This window comes from Phocaeicola sartorii JCM 17136 = DSM 21941 (assembly GCF_054653615.1).
The window spans coordinates 2,154,376-2,174,790 of sequence record NZ_BAAIFW010000005.1; the positions used below are offsets into that span (position 1 = coordinate 2,154,376).

Here is a 20,415-nt window from a genome sequence, read left to right on the forward strand (position 1 = left end):
TGCTAACCTAAATAAACAACAAGATGAAATTATTGGCTTTGTGTGCGGCGGGGATAGGCTTGATGCTGTGTGCCTCGTGTACAAACAACAAACATTTAATCAGTGATGAGGCTGAACGCGCCGCTGTTCAGCAGGATTTTGAGGCACGGCGTGACACGCTGGCCCAAGGCGGCCTCTTCCAGGTATTCGAACAACCCATGAGCGATGAACAGAAGGAGGCGATGACTTTTCTTTACGCCTATATGCCCTTGGCGGATATTGCGGATCATCCCGGTGAATTCTATCTGGAAAACGTGGACTACGCTTTCAAGGCGCGTGAGGAGATGCCGTGGGGAAAAGTGGTTCCCGAACGCGAGTTCCGCCACTTTGTACTGCCCATCCGCGTAAACAATGAAAATCTGGACAACAGCCGTCAGGTATTTTACGAGGAACTGAAGGATAGAGTGAAAAACCTGTCTCTATATGATGCGGTGCTGGAAGTAAACCACTGGTGTCATGAGAAGGTGGTTTATACGCCGTCGGATGCCCGTACCAGTAGTCCGCTGGCTTCCGTAAAGACAGCCTACGGACGTTGTGGCGAGGAGTCCACGTTTACGGTAGCCGCCTTGCGTTCGGTCGGCATCCCTGCCCGCCAGGTATATACGCCGCGTTGGGCGCATACCGATGATAATCATGCCTGGGTGGAAGCCTGGGTGGATGGCAAGTGGTATTTCCTGGGTGCCTGCGAACCCGAACCGGTACTGAATCTGGGTTGGTTCAACGCTCCTGCTTCGCGGGGTATGCTGATGCACACCAAGGTGTTCGGACGTTATAACGGACCGGAAGAAGTGATGTACCGTACTCCCCGTTATACGGAAATCAATGTGATTGACAATTATGCTCCGACGGCAAAAGCCGATGTGACCATCGTGGATGCGGACGGCAAACCGGTGGCTGATGCCAAAGTGGAATTCAAGGTGTATAACTATGCCGAATTTTATACCGTAGCTTCCAAACAGACGGATGCGGACGGTAAGACGTTCCTGACTGCCGGAAAAGGGGATATGCTGGTATGGGCTTCCAAAGATGGACAATTCGGTTACTCCAAACTGTCTTTCGGAAAAGACAATGCCTTGACCGTGAAACTGGACAAGACTGCCGGCGAGGCTTATACACTGGACATGGATATCATTCCTCCGGTGGAAGGTGCCAATATGCCTGAGGTGACTCCCGGACAACGTGCGGAGAACAACCGCCGCATGGCCTTGGAGGACTCTATCCGCAATGCATACGTGGCTACATTCATGACGGATGAATCGGCCCGTCATTTCGCTAAAGAGTATCAGTTGGACGAGGATGCCGTTGCCAAATTGCTGGTGGCATCACGTGGTAATCACGAAACCATCCGTGACTTTATGGCCCGTCTCCGTTCGGACAAGTCAAAGAAGGGTGGCATTGACCTGCTTCAGCGGATCTCCGCCAAAGACCTTCGCGATGTAAGTTCTGAAGTGTTGATAGACCACATGATGAATTCACATCTGTGTGCCAATGCCGATTATTTCCGCAGATTTGTGCGTAATCCGCGTGTGAGCAACGAAATGATTACTCCGTACAAGGGATTCTTTGAGAAGGCAGTGCCCGAACAAGACCGTGAGGCTTACCTTGCCGATCCGATGAAGCTGGTTGCATGGGTTGCCGAAAATATCCGTGTGGACAAGGATTGCAACCTGGGCGGCTCTCCGATTTCTCCGGAAGGGGTGTGGAAGGCCCGTACAGCCGATGCGCACAGCCGTGACATCTTCTTTGTTTCCATGGCACGCAGCATGGGTATTCCTGCCCGTATAGACGAAGTGACCGGAAAAGTGCAGCTGATAGGTGATGAGGGGGCTGTTGATGTGAACTTTGAGGCGATGGAACAGGCCAGTGCGCCTACCGGCAAGTTTATTGCCAGATATACGCCGGTCAAGTCTTTGGCCGATCCGAAGTATTATGCTCATTTCTCTATTTCCAGACTGACTCCTGCCGGAACCTTGAAATTGCTGAATTATGATGAAGGTGATATTGATATGGGTGGCGGTGCAACTTGGGCTAACTTGCTGAAGAACGGAACGGCACTGGATGCCGGTAACTATGTGATGGTGACCGGTACCCGTCTGGCCAACGGCGGCGTATTGTCACAGTTGACTTTCTTTACCATCAAGCCGGGAGAAACTACTACGGTGGACTTGGTGATGCGTGAAGCGAAGGATGACATTCAGGTAATCGGTAACTTTAACTCGGAATCTACTTATAAACCGATTGATAGCAATGAGCTGAAGTCCATTCTTGCCACTACAGGGCGCGGGTATTACATTGTGGCCGTACTGGGCGTCGGACAAGAACCTACGAACCATGCCTTGCGTGATATCGCGGCATTGGGTAAGGAGTTTGATGAATGGGGCAGAGGAATCGTGCTGTTGTTCCCCAACGAGGAGCAGTACAAGAAGTTCCGTCCGCAGGAGTTCCCCGGATTACCGGCTACCATAACTTATGGTATTGATGTGGACGGTTCCATCCAGAAGCAGATTGCAGAAGGCATGAAGTTGCCCAACAAGACTATCCTGCCTATGTTTATCATTGGAGATACCTTTAACCGGGTGGTATTCGTGTCGCAAGGATATACCATCGGGCTGGGTGAACAGTTGATGAAGGTGATACATAAGCTGTAGGATTCAATAAACAAAAAGTAACGCGGATATTCAAGTTTGCAAACTGAATATCCGCGTTAAATATGATAGCGTTTATGCTTACTTATTTATTTGTCTCCTCTTTATTTGTCATCTTCCAAGTCATCGTCCTCATCGTCCCAATCATCCTCTTTCTTTGATCTCTTGGGGTTAAGGCTTTTGTTTTTCTTTTCCAGCGCTTTGTCGTTTTCATCTTTCAATGCCAGTTCGGCCAAGGCGGCTTTTACTTTGTCCGGATCGGTGACGTCCTTCAGGTATTCTTCTATTTTTACAGTGCCTCCCATGGATACCTTTGAGTTGCGATAAATCATGCCGCTGTCCACGCTGCTCCGTCCGGAGAAATGAAATTCCGAAGTTCCGGTTTCCTCGGCAATCTTACGGATATTACCGGCATTTATGCCACATCCCGGCATGATGATGATCCGTCCGTCGGCTTGTTCCACCAATTCTTTCAGAAGAGGGATTCCCTTTTCGGCGGTAGTTTCCTGTCCGGAAGTAAGAACCCGGTCGATGCCCAGTCCGATAATCTGTTCCAAGGCTTCTTTGGGATTGCTGCACATATCAAAAGCGCGGTGGAAGGTGACACTCATCTCGCCTACAGCATTCATCAGTTTCTGCATCAGAGGCACATCAACATAACCTTCTGCGGTAAGACATCCGAATACCACACCGTCCGCACCCAGCTGACGTGCCACTTTGATATCATGCAGCATGATTTCTTGTTCAATGGGAGAATATAGGAAATCTCCGCCACGGGGACGGATGATGACATGCAGTTTTGTTTGGTTCAATAATTGGCGTGCCATACGGATTTCGCCAAAAGACGGGGTAGTTCCGCCTTCCGGAATACCTGCACATAGTTCTACACGATAAGCACCGGCTTGTTGTGCCTTCACAGCACTTTCCACGGAGTTGGCGCAAATCTCGATTTTTGATTTGTTACTCATAAAGTTATTTAATAGTTAATTCAATTCCATAATCAATGTCATCGGGCGCTTTGGGCTGTTTCGGCATTTTTCTTTCAATTTCTCTGCCAGGAGGACCTTAAATGGTTTCTTTGCATGAGTTTATCCATTGGCTCAGTTCTTTACGGATGACTTTGTTCTTCATAATATTATGTCTGTGCAAAGATAGACATAATGTAAGAGTGTGAGAAATTTTAGCGGAGTTTTTTTTTAGTTAAAAAGCCGGTATTTCTCTCGGAGTGAGAGAAATATCAGCTTTTCTATGGGAACGAAATGGATTATTGCACGTGGATGCGATGACCATTGAATACGTTCATGCCCAGTTTGTTCATTATATATTGGATGGCAAGCTGTGCTTTCACGGAGTTGCCGGCGTCATCCAGAGGAGGCGCGAAGGCCGCAATTCCCATGACACCCGGCATTACGCCCATGACACCGCCTCCTACGCCTGTCTTGGCAGGAATCCCCGAGGTGTAAAGCCAGTCGCCTGTGTGCTGATAGAAACCTACGGTGGCTATCATGGAGGTGATTTTCGGGGAGAGGGATTTGTCGAACACTTGTTTGCCGGTGTTCGGGTTCAAGCCTTCGTTGGCGATGGTGGCTCCGCAGATGGACAACTGTTCCGCAGTGATGCCCATGGAGCACTGACGGGTGTAGAGGTCGAGCGACATATCGGGGTCATCATAGATACGGTTATAATTTTTCAATAACCAGGCGATGGAACGGTTGTTGAAATTTGTCGCCGACTCTGACTGGTACAGTTCGTCAATCAGTTGCGGGGTGCTTCCGCATAGTTCGGTCATATTGTCTACAATGGCTTTCCACTTGGCATCGCTGTTTCCTACGGGCTGGACCATACTGTTGGCCGAGATGGCGCCGGCGTTTACCAACGGGGTGGACGGATGGTCGTTTTCCAACAAGATGGCCATGATGGAGTTGAACGGCAGTCCGGTAGCATCGGCGCCAATCATTTCGAGTACCTTGGGAGCACCGTACTGGCGGAGTACCAGAATGGCGGTCAGCACCTTGGAAACAGACTCGATACCGAAACGGTATTGAGAGTCGCCCAACTGGATGATTTCTCCGCTCATCAGACAGATACTGATCCCGAACAGTTTGGGGTCAATATTTGCCAGATAAGGGATGTAGTCAGCGTTCTTGCCGTCTGTATTGTCCTTGTACAGGTGGTAGGCCTCCTGGGCGACATCCTTTATTTGCTGGGTAGTTATAGTTCTTTCCATAAATTAATTTGATTGAAGTAACCATCCACCTTAATGGCGGATGGTTGCATTATTGTTATCTATGCTTATTTTTTAGCGGCGTTGCTATGGGCATTGTGAGTAAACACAGTACCCTTTACAGGAATGTTCTTGTCTTGGGCGATGCGGGTAGGAGTGGGATATTCCAGTTTCTCGAACTCGCTGATGGCATTCTTGATATCGTTCAGCAACATATCCGCCATGTCACGGCTGAATCCCTGACGTACTACAACACGCATCACTATGTAATTCTGAATGTTCTCCGGCAGAGTATATGCAGGAACCATCCAGCCGCTTTGCTGCAATTTAGCCTGCAAATCGTACAGAGTCCATTTGGCGTTCTTTGCATATTCGGGCTTCATGTACCAGATGAACAATGGATTCACCACCTTGTCGCTGTAATTTACGAACGGAGCCATCTTGGCTATTTCGCTGTGAATGTACTTGGTGATTTCCATGGAATTGTATTGGATGGCTTTGTATCCTTGGAATCCCAGACGGATAAATTGGTAGTACTGCCCTAAAATCTGTGCGGCGGGACGGCTGAAGTTCAAGCCAACCTGCGTAATGTTGGCACCTAAATAATTTACACTGAACGACATGGCATCCGGAAGGTATTTCTTGTCTTTCCATACTACCCATCCCAGACCCGGATAAACCAGTCCGAACTTGTGACCGGAAGTGCTGATAGAAAGAACCCATTTCAAGCGGAAATCCCATTTCGTGTCGGGATTGAGGAACGGCAGGATGAAACCACCGGTCGCCGCATCTACATGGATAGGAATATCATAGCCGGTCTTGGCGTTGTAGGCGTCCAGTGCTTTGTCCAAGGCTTCCACGTCATCGTTCAAACCTGTCCATGTCACCCCTTGGATGGGGACGATGCAGATGGTGTTCTCGTCACACATCTTCAGCGCTTCTTCGGGGTCCAGAGTGGTTTTGTCCAAGGTGAGAGGCACTTGGCGCATTTCAATCTGCCAAAGTTGGGCGAATTTCTCCCAAACAACCTGGAAACCGCTTGAAATGACAAAGTTAGGCTTGTCGGTCGGCTTTCCCTGGGCTTTACGTCTGTCTTTCCAGCGTAACCAGGCGGCTACTCCTCCCAGCATACAAGCCTCACTGGATCCGATAGCCAGTGCTCCGGTTTTCCATTTTGCCTGTTCGGGTGAATTCCACAAATTAGCCATGATATTGATACATTTGGCATTCATCACTGCGATACGAGGATATTCTGTCTCATCAATATAGTTGATGCTGATGGCTTCGTTCATCAGTTTAGTGGCATAGTCGTCCATGTAGGTGGTAACGAAAGTGGCCAGGTTAAGGCGGGGCTGGGTTTGGGCGAATGTTTCGTCTTTAACCATTTGATAAGCAATTTGTGGGGTGGTAGGTTCCATAGGGATGGTATCTGCCGGGGCGGGTTGTAGCATTTCGTTTGAACCAAACACGGCTGTCTTTGCGTCACCGTCTCTCAAATCACAATTACATTCTTTCATTTTACTTAAAGTTTAGGTTAATAATACAATGAAAAATGGGAGTTTCCCATGTTTGTCTCCCTCAACAGGAGGCTCGGGGAAAAGTTTCTTGATTTTATGTTTTTTAATTGATGGCTGATAATGTGCTAATGGGGCAATACGCCAATATGCCATGCGGAACATAACGCAGCCGGTTGGTGCATTAGCATATATCCAACTGTTTGTATTGAGTCGTGTTATCGGCCGCGGCATGGCGAAATCGGGACGTATCTATGTGGTGACTTTGGATTTGATAGACAAACCGGGGCAGTTGTTGGGGGGCAGCAAAATTGTCGCAGAGCAGGGAGGGAATGTGATTTCTGTACATCACGAGCGAAATAGTGAGAGTGCGGATGTCACCGGATGTGCCCTTCGTATCGTTATGGAAACCAGAAACGAGGAACATATAGCATCTATTCGCCAAAAACTGTTGGATGCGGGCTATGTGATAATGAAATAAATTATATACTTTACAAGTGGAAAGGAAGAAATTCAGAATTTCCCTCTCTTTCTTGCTTCTGATTTTAATTTCTCTACACAAAAAATCGATTTTTATAGTGAAAATATCATTTTATACTTCTTAGAATCCAATTAAAGTCGTACATTTGCTGCAGTTTTGTAATGTAGAGTTTGCAAAAATGACCGATATAATCAAACATCGTGGTATTGTGGAAAACATTGAAGGTTCTCACGTGCAAGTGAGAATCGTACAAACTTCTGCCTGTTCGGCTTGCAGTGTGAAAGGACATTGCAATGCATCTGAAAGCAAAGAGAAACTGATTGATGTTTTTGACATGAAGGCATCTTCTTACCGCATAGGTGAGGAGGTGATGATTTATGGTACTACTTCTATGGGGATGCAAGCCGTGTGGTTGGCTTTTGGTATCCCTTTTTTGGTATTGCTGATTACTTTATTTATTTCTATGCGTCTTACGGGGGGGGATGAGTTAAGGTCGGCGCTTGTTGCCTTGTCAGCCTTGCTCCCTTATTACCTTATTATATATGTATGCAGGAATAAGTTGAGCAAGAAGTTTTCATTTACGCTTGAACCAATAAAAAATAATTAATAAATAACTAACTAAAATTTATGGATTTAATTCTGGTTGCAGTAATTTCGTTGGGAGCGATTGGCTTGATTGCCGCGGTGATCTTGTATGCCGCTTCTAAGAAGTTTGCTGTGTATGAAGACCCGCGGATTGCCAAGGTGAGCGAAGTGCTTCCTCAGGCAAATTGCGGTGGATGTGGTTATCCCGGTTGCTCCGGTTTTGCCGGTGCCTGTGTGAAGGCTGCCGATGCTGGTTCGCTGGAGGGTAAGTTATGTCCGGTTGGTGGTGCTCCGGTAATGGAAAAAGTAGCTGCCATTTTGGGATTGGAGGCCGTTGCTGCTGAACCGAAAGTTGCGGTGGTAAGATGTAACGGTAGTTGTGAAAATCGCCCTCGTACTGCACAGTATGACGGAGCCAAGTCGTGTGCTATCGCTCATGCTACTTCAGGTGGTGAGACGGGTTGTACATTTGGTTGTCTGGGTTGCGGTGATTGTGTGGAAGTGTGTCAGTTTGATGCTATTCACATGAATCCTGAGACCGGTCTTCCGGAAGTGGACGAAGAAAAATGTACGGCTTGTGGGGCTTGTAGCAAAGCTTGTCCGCGCAAGATCATTGAAATTCGTCCGAAAGGAAAGAACAACCGCCGCGTTGTGGTGATGTGTGTGAACAAGGATAAGGGAGCTGTTGCCAATAAGGCTTGTAAGGCTAGTTGTATCGGTTGCGGCAAGTGTGTGAAAGTTTGTCCGTTCGAAGCCATCACGTTGGAGAACAATCTGGCATACATTGATCCGGCCAAGTGTAAGTCTTGCCGCAAGTGTGAATCGGAATGCCCGAAAGGAGCTATCCAGGCTATCAATTTCCCGCCACGCAAACCGAAAGTGGAAGCGCCGGCTGGTGAGGCTGCTGCAAAACCTGCTGCAAAAGCAGAGGCTTCAAAGGTGGAAACTCCGAAAGTGGAAGCGGTGAAAACTGAGACTCCGAAGGCAGAAGCATAATCAAAATTCAAAGTAAGTAAAAATTAAAAAGATATAACAGTGAAGACATTTAGAATTGGTGGAGTACATCCAGCAGAAAATAAATTGTCAGCAGGCAAAGCCATTGAACCCCTTGCACTTCCTAAGCAGGCGGTATTTCCTTTGTCACAGCATATTGGTGCTCCTGCTACTGCCATCGTGAAAAAAGGCGATGTGGTGAAGGTAGGTACGAAGATTGCTGAGGCGGGTGGCTTTGTTTCAGCAGCCATCTTCTCGTCTGTATCCGGTAAAGTGAACAAGGTGGATGCCGTGATCGATGCAAGCGGTTACCGCAAGCCGGCTATCTTTATCGATGTGGATGGTGACGAATGGGAAGAATCAATAGACCGCAGTTCGACATTGGTGAAAGAGTGTGCTCTCACTCCCGAAGAAATCGTTGCAAAAGTGAAAAATGCAGGTGTAGTAGGTATGGGCGGTGCTTGTTTCCCTACTCATGTGAAACTTTCTCCTCCTCCGGGCTGCAAGGCGGAATGTGTCATCATCAACGCCGTGGAGTGTGAACCTTACCTCACAGCCGACCATCGTTTGATGTTGGAAAAGGCGGACGAAGTGCTGGTGGGGGTGAGCATCCTGATGAAGGCTGCAAAAGTAACTAAGGGATACATCGGTATTGAGAATAACAAGCCGGATGCTATCAAGCTGATGACTGAGAAGGCGTCTCAATATCCCGGTATCGAAGTGGTTCCTTTGCAAGTGAAATATCCGCAAGGTGGTGAAAAGCAACTGATTGATGCTGTAATCAGCCGTCAGGTTCCTGCTCCTCCCGCCATTCCTATCAATGTAGGTGCGGTGGTTCAGAATGTGGGTACTGCATTTGCCGTTTATGAAGCCGTGCAGAAAAACAAGCCTTTGTTTGAGCGCATCGTGACAGTTACCGGTAAGTCTGTCAAGAACCCGTCCAACTTCCTCACCCGTATGGGTACTCCGATGAGCCAGCTGATTGATGCGGCAGGCGGTTTGCCCGAAGATACCGGAAAGGTGATCGGCGGTGGTCCGATGATGGGTAAGGCGCTGGTTAATACAGAAGTCCCTATTTGTAAAGGTAGTTCGGGTGTGCTGATTATGAATGATAAGGAAGCTGCCCGTGCCGAAGCCCAGCCCTGTATCCGCTGTGCCAAGTGCGTCAGCGTGTGTCCTATGGGACTGGAACCTTTCTTATTGGCGACACTTTCGGCTCACAAGGACTGGGAGAGAGTAGAAAAAGAAGATGTAATGTCGTGCATCGAGTGCGGTTCGTGTCAGTTTACATGTCCGTCTCATCGTTATTTGCTGGACTATATCCGTTTGGGTAAGGGCACAGTAGGCGGTATCATCCGTGCACGTAATGCTAAAAAATAATTCGACAAAGTAGTATGGCTAATAAATTAATAGTATCATTATCGCCCCACGTCCATAGCGGTGACAGCGTACAGAAAAATATGTACGGTGTGCTCATCGCGTTGATACCTGCGTTGCTGGTATCATTTTATATGTTCGGACTGGGCGCTGTGGTGGTGACCCTGACCTCGGTTGCCGCCTGTGTATTCTTCGAATGGGCGATTACCAAGTTTATTCTGAAGAGAGAACGCTCTACCATCTGTGATGGTTCGGCTGTTATAACCGGTGTGTTGCTGGCATTCAATCTGCCTTCCAACTTGCCGCTTTGGATTATTATCATCGGTGCGTTGGTGGCAATCGGTGTGGGTAAGATGACTTTCGGCGGACTGGGGTGTAATCCCTTCAATCCTGCGTTGGTAGGTCGTATCTTCCTGCTGATTTCTTTCCCTGTGCAGATGACTTCATGGCCTGTTGTTCAGCAGTGGGCCAGCTATACCGATGCTGAAACCGGTGCTACTCCGCTGGCTTTGATGAAGATGGCGGTAAAGGGTGATGCGAATGCTTTGGCTCAGCTGCCCGATACATTAAGCCTGTTTCTGGGTAATAATCCGGGTTCACTGGGTGAGGTGAGTGCATTGGCACTGTTGCTTGGTTTAGGCTATATGCTGTGGAAGAAGATTATTTCCTGGCATATTCCTGTATCTATCCTGGTGACTGTATTTGTATGTGCCGGACTGATGCATCTGGTTGACCCGGTTGCTTACGCATCTCCGTTGGCTCATTTGTTTACAGGTGGTTTGATGCTGGGTGCTATTTTCATGGCAACTGACTATGTTACTTCGCCGATGACTCATAAAGGTATGATCATATACGGTGTGGCTATCGGTTTCCTGACTGTGGTAATCCGTTTGTTCGGTGCATATCCCGAAGGTATGTCTTTCGCTATATTCATCATGAACGCATTCACTCCGTTGATCAATACTTATTGCAAACCTAAAAGATTCGGGGAGGTAGTGAAGAAATGAAAAAGCTAGAATCATCTTTGAAAAACATGGTTATCGTGCTGACAGGCGTAACCGTGGTGGCCGGAGCATTGCTGGGCTATGTGAATGAGCTGACAAAGGAACCCATCGCACAGGCTAATGCCAAGGCTTTGAGTGATGCCATCGCTATCGTAGTTCCGGGATTCGACAATAATCCTGCCGAAGCTCCTGAGACAATAGAATTGGAAGGTGTTACCTATAAGATCTATAAAGCGACCAAAGGCGGGGAATTTATCGGTGCGGCCGTAGAATCTTCTGCAAATGGCTTTGGGGGTGCGCTGAATGTATTGGTAGGTTTCGATAAGGAGGGCAATATTATTGATTACTCTTTGTTGAGCCATGCGGAAACTCCGGGATTGGGATCAAAAGCTGCCGATTGGTTCAAGAAAGGCGGCAAAGGCGATATCACCGGCATGAATCCGGGGCAGAAAGCCTTGACAGTGAGTAAGGACGGCGGGCAGGTGGATGCTATTACCGCTTCTACCATCACTTCGCGTGCATTCCTGCAGGCAGTGAATAATGCATACGCTGCTTATAGCGGCCAGCAGGCGGACGGTGCCAGTGGGGCTACTCAGCAAGCGTCTGCAACTGCGGAAAAGAATACAACAGCTTGTAGCGGAACTCCGTGTAAGGAAGGGCAGGCCTGTGATGCAAAATGCGATTCATGCAAGGTGGCTTGTGGTGAAAAATGCGATCCTGCCAATTGCGACAAAGCCGACTGTAAGAAAGCCAATTGTGATAAAGCCAATTGTGACAAGGCAAACTGCAAGAAAGCGGAATGTCCCAATCAAGATTGTAAAAACAAAAAATAAGGAAGGAGCAGACTATGAATAATTTTAAAGTATTGATGAACGGGATTGTAAAAGAGAATCCTACGTTTGTACTCCTTTTGGGTATGTGTCCTACATTGGGAACCACTTCCTCGGCCATCAACGGTATGGGTATGGGACTGGCGACTATGTTTGTGTTGATTTGTTCGAATGTGGTGATTTCGTCTATCAAGAATCTGATTCCTGATATGGTGCGTATCCCCGCGTTCATTGTGGTTATAGCATCATTCGTAACCTTGTTGCAGATGATTATGCAGGCATACGTACCGGCACTGTATGCTACATTGGGATTGTTCATCCCGTTGATTGTAGTAAACTGTATCTTGCTGGGGCGTGCCGAAGCGTTTGCAGCAAAGAACGGTCCTGTCCCCTCATTCTTTGACGGACTGGGTATGGGACTCGGATTTACTCTTGCATTGACTATCCTTGGTGGTGTACGTGAGTTCCTTGGCACAGGCAAACTGTTTGATATCGCCATTCTGCCGGAGCAATACGGAATGTTGATTTTCGTTCTCGCACCGGGGGCCTTCATCGCTTTGGGCTACCTCATTGCGATTGTGAATAAACTGAAGAAAGCATAACCCGTAAAAAGTAAGAATATGGAATATATATTGATATTTATCACCGCTATATTTGTGAACAACATTGTGTTGTCACAATTCTTGGGCATCTGTCCGTTCCTCGGTGTATCCAAGAAAGTTGAGACAGCTACGGGTATGGGAGCGGCTGTTGCATTCGTGCTTACCATCGCTACCATTGTTACCTATCTTATCCAGAAGTTCGTGCTTGATGCTTTCGGACTGGAATATTTGCAGACCATCGCATTTATCCTGGTCATTGCGGCATTGGTGCAGATGGTGGAAATCATTCTGAAAAAAGTGTCTCCCGCCCTTTATCAGGCATTGGGGGTATTTCTTCCGTTGATTACTACAAACTGCTGTATCCTGGGTGTGGCTATATTGGTAATTCAGAAAGACTTTGATTTGCTGACCGGTGTGGTTTATGCTTTCTCTACAGCTCTTGGTTTTGCTTTGGCAATGGTGCTGTTTGCCGGTATCCGTGAACAGCTGAGTCTGGTGAATATTCCGAAAGGAATGCAGGGAATGGCTATCGCGCTGGTTACTGCAGGTCTGCTGGCAATGGCATTCATGGGATTTTCCGGTGTGGATAAAGGTTTGGGTGTCTTGTTTGGCATAGAATAAATCATTTCATCGTTCAAATAAGCCGATTCAGAAGTCCGAAGCACTGCTTCGGACTTTTTTCTTAGAAATTAATCTGCTATTTCTACCCGTAATTTCATTTTTTATGCTTACTTTTGCATTGGAATTAATAGAGAGATTAAATGGCTATGACCTTGATTGTACTCGCGGCCACTATGGGGAATAAATATGGTGGATTGAAACAGCTGGAGGGAATAGGTCCTAATGGCGAAACAATATTAGATTTTTCCATATATGATGCCGTAAGAGTCGGATTTAATAAGATAGTATTTGTTATAAGCAGACATTTTGAACAAGAATTCAAAAAGTTGGTATCGGGCAAATATGAACATGTGGTGGAAGTGGAGTATGTTTATCAGGATGTGGAAACAATTCCTGAAGAAAAACGTAATCCGAAACGCAAAGCACTGTACGGCTCGGTAAGGGCTGTTTTGATGGGAGAAGAGTTGATTGATTCTTCATTTGGTGTGATAAATGCCGTGAACTTTTACCAAAGAGAAAGTTTTGAATTATTATATAATAATTTGGTGATGTTGAGAGAAGCCGACTACCATAGTTTCAATATTTGCTACAGGCTGAGAAATGTATTGGCGGAAAGCGGAGGGGTTACCCGTGGCATTTGTGAAGTGGATGAAAAGGGATATCTGTTATCTGTTACAGACCGTGTAGGGGTGGAGCGGATAAGTGGAAATCCGATGTATCCTGATGAATTACATAAATGGGTGGCTTTGGATGACAATAGCTTGGTTTCAATGAATATGTGGGGATTTACTCCGCAGGTGTTCGGTGAAATGAGGAAAGCGTTCGATAAGTTTATAGATGAGAACGGAATGGATATGAAAGCTCATTATTCTATCCCGGCTTTTATGAATGAACGTATCGCTGGCGGAGTCAGGGTGAAAGTGATTGAGACACCTGCCAGATGGATGGGATTGGTATCACATGATGACAAGATACAAGTACTGCTTCGTATCAATGACATGATACGGAAAGGAATTTACCCATCGAAGTTGTTTTGAACCTATTAAAAAACGACAGAATATTAAGTATTATGAAAGAAAGAATTTTAGTAACAGGAGGAACCGGCTACATCGGTTCTCATACGGTAGTAGAACTGCAAAATAGCGGTTACGACGTAGTGATTGTGGACAATTTGTCCAACTCAAGCGCCGATGTGGTAGATAATATTGAAAAGGTTTCAGGAGTCCGTCCTGCATTCGAAAAGTTGGATTGCTTGGATTTTGAGGGAATGGACAAACTGTTTACTAAATATCCGGGTATAAAAGGTATTATTCATTTTGCAGCCAGCAAAGCTGTGGGTGAGTCGGTACAAAAACCATTGTTGTATTATCGCAATAATTTGGTTTCATTGATTAACCTGTTGGAGTTGATGCCGAAACATGGAGTAGAAGGTATCATATTCTCATCATCATGTACGGTGTATGGTCAGCCGGATATCCTTCCTGTAACGGAAGAGGCTCCGATTAAGAAAGCTGAATCTCCATACGGTAATACAAAACAGATTAATGAAGAAATCATTCGTGATACAGTTGCTTCGGGTTCGCCCATCAATGCTATTATGTTGCGTTACTTTAATCCGATTGGCGCGCATCCCACTGCATTAATTGGTGAATTGCCCAATGGCGTTCCACAAAACCTGTTGCCGTACGTTACTCAGACTGCTATGGGTATCCGTGAGAAACTGAGCGTATTTGGTGATGATTATGACACACCGGATGGTTCTTGCATCCGTGACTATATATACGTTGTGGATTTGGCGAAAGCTCATGTTATCGCAATGGACCGTATCCTGAACAACAAGCAGAAGGAAAAGGTGGAAGTATTTAATATTGGTACCGGTAACGGAGTTTCTGTATTGGAATTGATCAGAACTTTTGAAAAAGCTACCGGCGTGAAACTTAATTATCAGATTGTGGGCCGCCGTGCCGGAGATATTGAAAAGGTATGGGCTAATCCGGACTTTGCTAATAAAGAGTTGGGATGGAAAGCAGAAGCCAATTTAGAAGATACTTTGCGTTCGGCATGGAACTGGCAGCTGAAATTGAGAGAAAGAGGTATTCAATAAAAATTAAGATATTTTCAGAAAGACCGATGAACAAAGGACGCTAGTGTGGCGTTTTATAGATGCAAATAACCTGAAACCCCTCTTGGATATGTGAATACCTGACTGGTGGTAGTTATGTTACTCAAAACATAGAGCAGGCTAAAAAATTGCATAGTAGTTTTGTCGTGTTTTATTTTGTGTTTGTGTTGTGGCTGTTCTCCGACGTGAGTCGGGGAACAGTTTTTTGTTACGCCTGTTTGATTATTGCTTAGCCTCAGTCTGAGAAAGAAAGCAATAGAAATTTAGGAGGCGTTCATGTCTTTCTTTAGATTAAGCATAATCCGTTGCTATTCAGCATCAGGCAACAGTTCCTCCTGTATATTTGTCATGCTTCCCCACAAACTATACCGTGCTTCAGGATTCAATTTCTCCAGAGAATGCAAAATATTTTTCATATCCGAACGATTCGACTGACTTTCATAAGGACAATTTTTGATCTGTTTGTGAAAACCTCGGATACGAGCCATTTCAATTAAATCCGCTTCATGAACCAAACACATCGGACGGATAATTGTCATATCAAATTTATGCATCACCAATTTAGGAGGCATCGCACTGAACGCCCCCTGAAAAGTAATATTCATCAACAAGGTTTCCAGGATATCATCCATGTGATGTCCTAAAGCGATTTTATTGCAACCCTGCTCCTTTGCTACCATAAACAAAGCTTTTCTCCGATTCCAAGAACAAAGAAAGCAGGGAGACTTCCGGGTGTCGGTACTCGGATCAAAAGACGTTTCATAATGCACAAACGGCACTTCCAGGCTTTCTGAATAGCTTTTCAGATATTCCAAATCTGATTGATAAGGAATATTCGTCATACCTACATGCACAGCTATCACTGTAAATTTCGGTTTTAAAATACGTGAACGCCTTGCCAACAGCTCCAGCAGAGCCAAAGAGTCCTTCCCGCCGGAAAGACCGATCAAAATTTTATCACCATCCTCAATCAAGCGGTACTTTACTACCCCCTTGTTAAAGCGTTGTTCCAACCTGCGCATTATTTTCTCGTCTTCCGTAAATTGTGCCATACATCTTGTTTAAAATAAGGCACAAAAGTACATGAAAAGAATGATTTATGGAAGATTTAACAAAATAGAATTATGTAAAGCATGATAATTCCAATTAATCTTTGTATTTTTGAATCTAAATAATATGGATAATAGACTAACTATGTACAAAAAATATATCATTGGTTTATTTGTTTTATGCTGCGCGGGCAACACTGTGGCACAAAGCCTGGTGCAAGCCAAACAACTTTTCCAGAATGGAGAATTTGAACAAGCCAAACCTGTTTTCCAAAAGCTGGTAAAGCAAGCTCCTTCCAACGCCAGTTATAATTATTGGTATGGTGCATGTTGTTATGAGACTGGAGAAAAAAAAGAAGCACAGCCCTATCTTGAAAAAAGCGCCGCCCGCAAAGTTATTGACGCATACCGATACTTAGGAAAACTATATTATGACATCTATCGGTTCGATGATGCCGTAGATAACTACGAACAACATATAGAATGGCTGGAAAAGAAAAAACGTCCCACTGAAGCGGCAGAAGCGGAGTTGGAACAAATAAAGCAGGCGGCCCGTATGATAAAGGGAGTGGAAGACATTGCTGTAATAGACAGTTTTGTGGTCGATAAAAACGATTTTCTGAAAGCATATAAAATAAGTAAAGAATCAGGGGCACTCTATCATGATCCTGCCATATCCGGGACTGTTTATCAGACCGAAATGGGCAATAAGGTACTCTATGGGAACAAAAACGCAGACGGCAAAATGCAACTTTACTCCCGTATCCGTCTGTTGGACGGCTGGAGCGAGCCCGAACCCCTCATCTCTCTTAATGAACAGGGAAATGTAAACTATCCTTTCTTGATGTCAGATGGCATTACCTTGTATTATGCATCGGACGGAGAAGGTTCTTTGGGTGGTTATGATATTTTTGTAACCCGTTATGATTCGGATAACGGCAATTATCTTCGGCCCGACAATATAGGGATGCCATTCAATTCTCCCGCCAATGACTATATGTACGCCATTGATGACTTCAACAATATCGGCTGGTTCGCTTCAGACCGCTATCAGCCCGATGACAAAGTCTGCATCTACGTGTTTGTCCCGAACTCTTCAAAAGAAGTGTACAATTATGAAAGTACAGACGAACAGATCATTATAAATGCAGCCAGCCTGCGATCTATCCGCACTACTTGGAAAGATGAAGAGAAAGTACGGATCGGCAAGCAACGTCTAGCAGCGATAATGTATGCTAAAGAATCCGAAAGGCAACAAAAAGACTTCACTTTTATCATTGATGACTCTGCCGTTTACCATACATTGAAAGATTTCCGCTCTGCCGAGGCACGCAAACTTTACCAGCAAAGAATACAAAAGCAGAAAGATTATGACAATCTAAAGAAAGATCTGGATGCCAAACGCGGACAATATGTCCAAGGGAACAGTGCACGAAAGAAGAGTCTGACCCCCGCCATTTTAGAATTGGAAAAACGTACGGAACAACTTCTGAAAGAAATGGCCCAACTGGATATCAGCGTCCGCAACGAAGAAATAAAGAAGTTGAAACATTAATACAAAGATATTATGGAAGTATTTATTATCTTAGCGCTCATCTTAGCAGGACTACTTCTCTTTATTGTAGAAGTTTTCCTTATTCCCGGCATTAGCATAGCTGGGATAGCATCGGCCATCTGCCTGCTATATGCCAACTATTATGCTTTTGACACATTAGGACCGGTGGCAGGATTCATTACTTTGATAGCATCTGCCCTAAGTTGCGTAGTCATCATCGTCTGGTTTATGCGTTCAAAAACCATGGACAAGCTTTCTTTGAAGAAAACACTGGATTATAAGATCGACCCCCTAAAAGGAATCCGTATCCGCATCGGAGACAAAGGTACAACAATTACCCGTCTTGCATTGATTGGCAATGCAAACATTAACGGAAACATTATCGAAGTGCGCTCCGCCGATGGCTTAATTGATGAGAATACTCCCGTTTATGTAGAAAGAGTGGTTGGAGGGACGGTGATTGTACGCACATTCGACCAATGGTAGGAAAACGGCCTGTTTCAATATGAATTATCAGGTTTCTTGATTAATTTTCCCATTCAAGTATACCCTGAACAATAGTGAAAACAGCAGAAAACTAATGTTGAGCTGTTCAAAAATAAATATTTACTCTTAAACAACAGATTATTATGATCGAACCCAACTATCTTCCGTTCATCCTTATAGGAGGTGGAATTATTTTCGTGGTACTATTCTTTCATTATGTACCATTTTTCCTCTGGCTGTCTGCCAAAGTTTCGGGTGTACGCATCTCATTGGTGCAATTATTTTTAATGCGCATCCGTAATGTCCCCCCTTATGTCATTGTTCCGGCAATGATTGAGGCACACAAAGCCGGCCTGAGCAACATAACCCGTGATGAATTGGAGGCTCATTATATGGCAGGCGGGCATGTAGAAAAAGTAGTACATGCATTAGTGTCTGCATCCAAAGCCAACATCGAACTGTCTTTCCAAATGGCAACCGGTATTGACCTGGCCGGCCGTGACGTATTCGAAGCCGTGCAAATGTCAGTAAACCCTAAAGTAATCGATACTCCTCCCGTTACAGCCGTAGCTAAAGACGGCATACAGCTTATAGCCAAGGCCCGCGTCACCGTACGTGCCAATATCCGCCAATTAGTAGGAGGTGCCGGAGAAGATACGATTCTAGCACGTGTGGGTGAAGGTATCGTATCCTCCATCGGATCGTCCGAAAATCACAAGTCCGTATTAGAAAATCCTGATTCTATCTCTAAGTTGGTACTCCGTAAGGGCTTGGATGCCGGTACAGCCTTCGAAATTCTGTCCATTGATATAGCTGATATTGATATAGGTAGAAATATTGGCGCTGCTTTGCAGATAGACCAAGCCAACGCCGATAAAAACATTGCACAAGCCAAAGCAGAAGAACGCCGTGCGATGGCCGTCGCCTTGGAACAGGAAATGAAAGCTAAAGCAGAAGAGGCACGCGCGAATGTGATCCAGGCGGAAGCCGAAGTTCCCAAGGCCATGGCGGAAGCATTTCGTAGCGGGAACTTGGGCATTATGGACTATTACCGCATGAAGAATATACAAGCGGATACTTCCATGCGTGAAAATATCGCGAAACCCGAGACAACTCTCGGTAGTGAGCCGTTGAGTAAATAAATAAAATCAGCGTTCAAGCGATTGATGGATTTCTCTTAGATATGGATGAAACAGTTTTTCTCTTGATTATGTAAATATCAATGATTTGTGACATCTGTCTCTAAGAGATGATTTGTTTGTGTTCCGATTAAAAAGGCAAGAAATATAACCATTAATCGTGCTGACCATTAACCACTAAAAAAAGATTATGAAAAAATATTATGCGGAATCTGAGTTGATTATCAATCCCGACGGTTCTATCTTTCATCTCCATGTCAAACCGGAACAGCTGGCAGACAAAATAATTCTAGTAGGTGATCCAGGACGTGTAGCATTAGTAGCTTCTCATTTCGATACTAAAGAATGTGAAATAGAAAGCCGTGAGTTCAAGACCATCACTGGTACTTATAAAGGAAAACGTATCACCGTGGTTTCCACCGGTATAGGTTGCGACAATATAGACATTGTGATGAACGAATTAGACGCTTTGGCTAATATTGATTTCAATACCCGTTGTGAAAAAAACTACTTACACCAATTGGAATTAGTGCGCATCGGCACATGCGGTGGATTACAACCTTATACTCCTGTTGGTACTTATATTTGTTCTGAAAAGTCTATCGGTTTTGACGGACTACTCAACTTCTACGCCGGACGCAATGAGGTTTGCGATCTGAAATTCGAACAAGCTTTTGTGGATTACATGGGGTGGGAGGGCAATGTGTGCATCACTCATCCATACGTTATAGATGCCGACCGGGAATTAATCGGACGCATCGCGCAAAATGATATGGTCTGTGGCGTAACTATCGCCGCAGGAGGTTTCTTTGGTCCGCAAGGACGGGAGCTCCGTATCCCTTTGGCGGATCCTGAACAGAATGAAAAGATTGAGAAATTTGAATACAATGATTATCGCATCACTAACTTTGAGATGGAAAGTTCCGCCCTTGCCGGACTGGCACGCCTGATGGGACACAAAGCCATGACCGTATGTATGGTGATTGCCAATCGATTAATAAAGGAAGCCAATACTGGCTATAAAAATTCTATTGACGGTTTGATAGGAAAAGTACTGGAAAGAATATAATTCCTGATTTAGCCGCCTATATAATAGGGACAAGATTCACCGGATTTTCTATCAGTACTTTATTACCATCTAGGAGAAGA

At 45.3% G+C, this 20,415-nt stretch carries 19 protein-coding genes; 15 read left to right on the forward strand and 4 right to left on the reverse strand.

The window, feature by feature from the left end; translation table 11 throughout:
* Nucleotides 1–23 precede the first annotated feature (23 nt).
* Nucleotides 24–2,687, forward strand: coding sequence for a transglutaminase family protein (locus ACYQ0C_RS09050; RefSeq protein ID WP_016276464.1), 2,664 nt, complete (start codon nucleotides 24–26; stop codon nucleotides 2,685–2,687).
* Nucleotides 2,688–2,788: 101 nt separating this feature from the next.
* Here the strand turns inward: ACYQ0C_RS09050 and ACYQ0C_RS09055 are convergent, their stop codons facing one another.
* From ACYQ0C_RS09055 to gad, 3 genes are all read right to left on the reverse strand, one after another.
* Entirely contained in the window at nucleotides 2,789–3,652 is an 864-nt protein-coding gene (locus tag ACYQ0C_RS09055; RefSeq protein ID WP_016276465.1) for a copper homeostasis protein CutC, read from the reverse strand.
* Nucleotides 3,653–3,948: 296 nt separating this feature from the next.
* Nucleotides 3,949–4,911, reverse strand: a complete 963-nt coding sequence (glsA, locus tag ACYQ0C_RS09060; protein WP_016276466.1) for a glutaminase A — start codon at nucleotides 4,909–4,911, stop codon at nucleotides 3,949–3,951.
* 65 nt (nucleotides 4,912–4,976) lie between these two features.
* The gene (gene gad / locus ACYQ0C_RS09065) at nucleotides 4,977–6,425 is read right to left on the reverse strand and encodes a glutamate decarboxylase (RefSeq protein ID WP_016276467.1); all 1,449 of its coding nucleotides are present in this window, start codon (nucleotides 6,423–6,425) and stop codon (nucleotides 4,977–4,979) included.
* Between the two features lie 151 nt (nucleotides 6,426–6,576).
* Here gad and ACYQ0C_RS09070 point away from each other — a divergent pair, with 151 nt between their 5' ends.
* From ACYQ0C_RS09070 to galE, 10 genes are all read left to right on the forward strand, one after another.
* Nucleotides 6,577–6,903, forward strand: a complete 327-nt coding sequence (locus ACYQ0C_RS09070) for a threonine dehydratase (RefSeq protein WP_016276468.1) — start codon at nucleotides 6,577–6,579, stop codon at nucleotides 6,901–6,903.
* Between the two features lie 178 nt (nucleotides 6,904–7,081).
* Nucleotides 7,082–7,510 (forward strand): SoxR reducing system RseC family protein, encoded by a 429-nt coding sequence (locus tag ACYQ0C_RS09075; protein WP_032941786.1) that lies wholly within the window; start codon nucleotides 7,082–7,084, stop codon nucleotides 7,508–7,510.
* A gap of 20 nt (nucleotides 7,511–7,530) precedes the next feature.
* Entirely contained in the window at nucleotides 7,531–8,484 is a 954-nt protein-coding gene (locus tag ACYQ0C_RS09080; RefSeq protein ID WP_016276470.1) for a Fe-S cluster domain-containing protein, read from the forward strand.
* A gap of 39 nt (nucleotides 8,485–8,523) precedes the next feature.
* Nucleotides 8,524–9,861, forward strand: a complete 1,338-nt coding sequence (rsxC, locus tag ACYQ0C_RS09085; protein WP_016276471.1) for an electron transport complex subunit RsxC — start codon at nucleotides 8,524–8,526, stop codon at nucleotides 9,859–9,861.
* Between the two features lie 14 nt (nucleotides 9,862–9,875).
* Nucleotides 9,876–10,865 carry an RnfABCDGE type electron transport complex subunit D gene (locus ACYQ0C_RS09090; protein ID WP_016276472.1) on the forward strand — a complete coding sequence of 330 codons (990 nt, stop codon included), beginning with the start codon at nucleotides 9,876–9,878 and terminating at the stop codon, nucleotides 10,863–10,865.
* Nucleotides 10,862–11,695, forward strand: coding sequence for an RnfABCDGE type electron transport complex subunit G (locus ACYQ0C_RS09095; protein ID WP_016276473.1), 834 nt, complete (start codon nucleotides 10,862–10,864; stop codon nucleotides 11,693–11,695). Before ACYQ0C_RS09090 ends, ACYQ0C_RS09095 begins: the two co-directional genes overlap by 4 nt.
* Before the next feature lie 14 nt (nucleotides 11,696–11,709).
* Nucleotides 11,710–12,294 carry an RnfABCDGE type electron transport complex subunit E gene (locus ACYQ0C_RS09100; protein ID WP_016276474.1) on the forward strand — a complete coding sequence of 195 codons (585 nt, stop codon included), beginning with the start codon at nucleotides 11,710–11,712 and terminating at the stop codon, nucleotides 12,292–12,294.
* 18 nt (nucleotides 12,295–12,312) lie between these two features.
* On the forward strand, nucleotides 12,313–12,915 hold the full coding sequence (gene rsxA, locus ACYQ0C_RS09105) for an electron transport complex subunit RsxA (RefSeq protein WP_005841506.1): 603 nt from the start codon (nucleotides 12,313–12,315) through the stop codon (nucleotides 12,913–12,915).
* A 140-nt stretch (nucleotides 12,916–13,055) separates the two neighbouring features.
* Nucleotides 13,056–13,952 carry a hypothetical protein gene (locus ACYQ0C_RS09110; protein ID WP_016276475.1) on the forward strand — a complete coding sequence of 299 codons (897 nt, stop codon included), beginning with the start codon at nucleotides 13,056–13,058 and terminating at the stop codon, nucleotides 13,950–13,952.
* A gap of 32 nt (nucleotides 13,953–13,984) precedes the next feature.
* Nucleotides 13,985–15,019 (forward strand): UDP-glucose 4-epimerase GalE, encoded by a 1,035-nt coding sequence (gene galE, locus ACYQ0C_RS09115; protein WP_016276476.1) that lies wholly within the window; start codon nucleotides 13,985–13,987, stop codon nucleotides 15,017–15,019.
* Between the two features lie 326 nt (nucleotides 15,020–15,345).
* Here galE and ACYQ0C_RS09120 read toward each other — a convergent pair whose 3' ends face one another.
* On the reverse strand, nucleotides 15,346–16,089 hold the full coding sequence (locus ACYQ0C_RS09120; RefSeq protein WP_016276477.1) for a PP-loop family protein: 744 nt from the start codon (nucleotides 16,087–16,089) through the stop codon (nucleotides 15,346–15,348).
* 142 nt (nucleotides 16,090–16,231) lie between these two features.
* Between ACYQ0C_RS09120 and ACYQ0C_RS09125 the strand changes: the two genes are divergently transcribed.
* From ACYQ0C_RS09125 to ACYQ0C_RS09140, 4 genes are all read left to right on the forward strand, one after another.
* Nucleotides 16,232–17,641, forward strand: a complete 1,410-nt coding sequence (locus ACYQ0C_RS09125; protein ID WP_025076996.1) for a tetratricopeptide repeat protein — start codon at nucleotides 16,232–16,234, stop codon at nucleotides 17,639–17,641.
* Between the two features lie 12 nt (nucleotides 17,642–17,653).
* Entirely contained in the window at nucleotides 17,654–18,127 is a 474-nt protein-coding gene (locus ACYQ0C_RS09130; protein WP_016276479.1) for an NfeD family protein, read from the forward strand.
* A gap of 143 nt (nucleotides 18,128–18,270) precedes the next feature.
* The gene (floA, locus tag ACYQ0C_RS09135; protein WP_016276480.1) at nucleotides 18,271–19,269 is read left to right on the forward strand and encodes a flotillin-like protein FloA; all 999 of its coding nucleotides are present in this window, start codon (nucleotides 18,271–18,273) and stop codon (nucleotides 19,267–19,269) included.
* Nucleotides 19,270–19,456: 187 nt separating this feature from the next.
* Nucleotides 19,457–20,335 (forward strand): nucleoside phosphorylase, encoded by an 879-nt coding sequence (locus ACYQ0C_RS09140; protein WP_016276481.1) that lies wholly within the window; start codon nucleotides 19,457–19,459, stop codon nucleotides 20,333–20,335.
* Nucleotides 20,336–20,415: the final 80 nt, after the last annotated feature.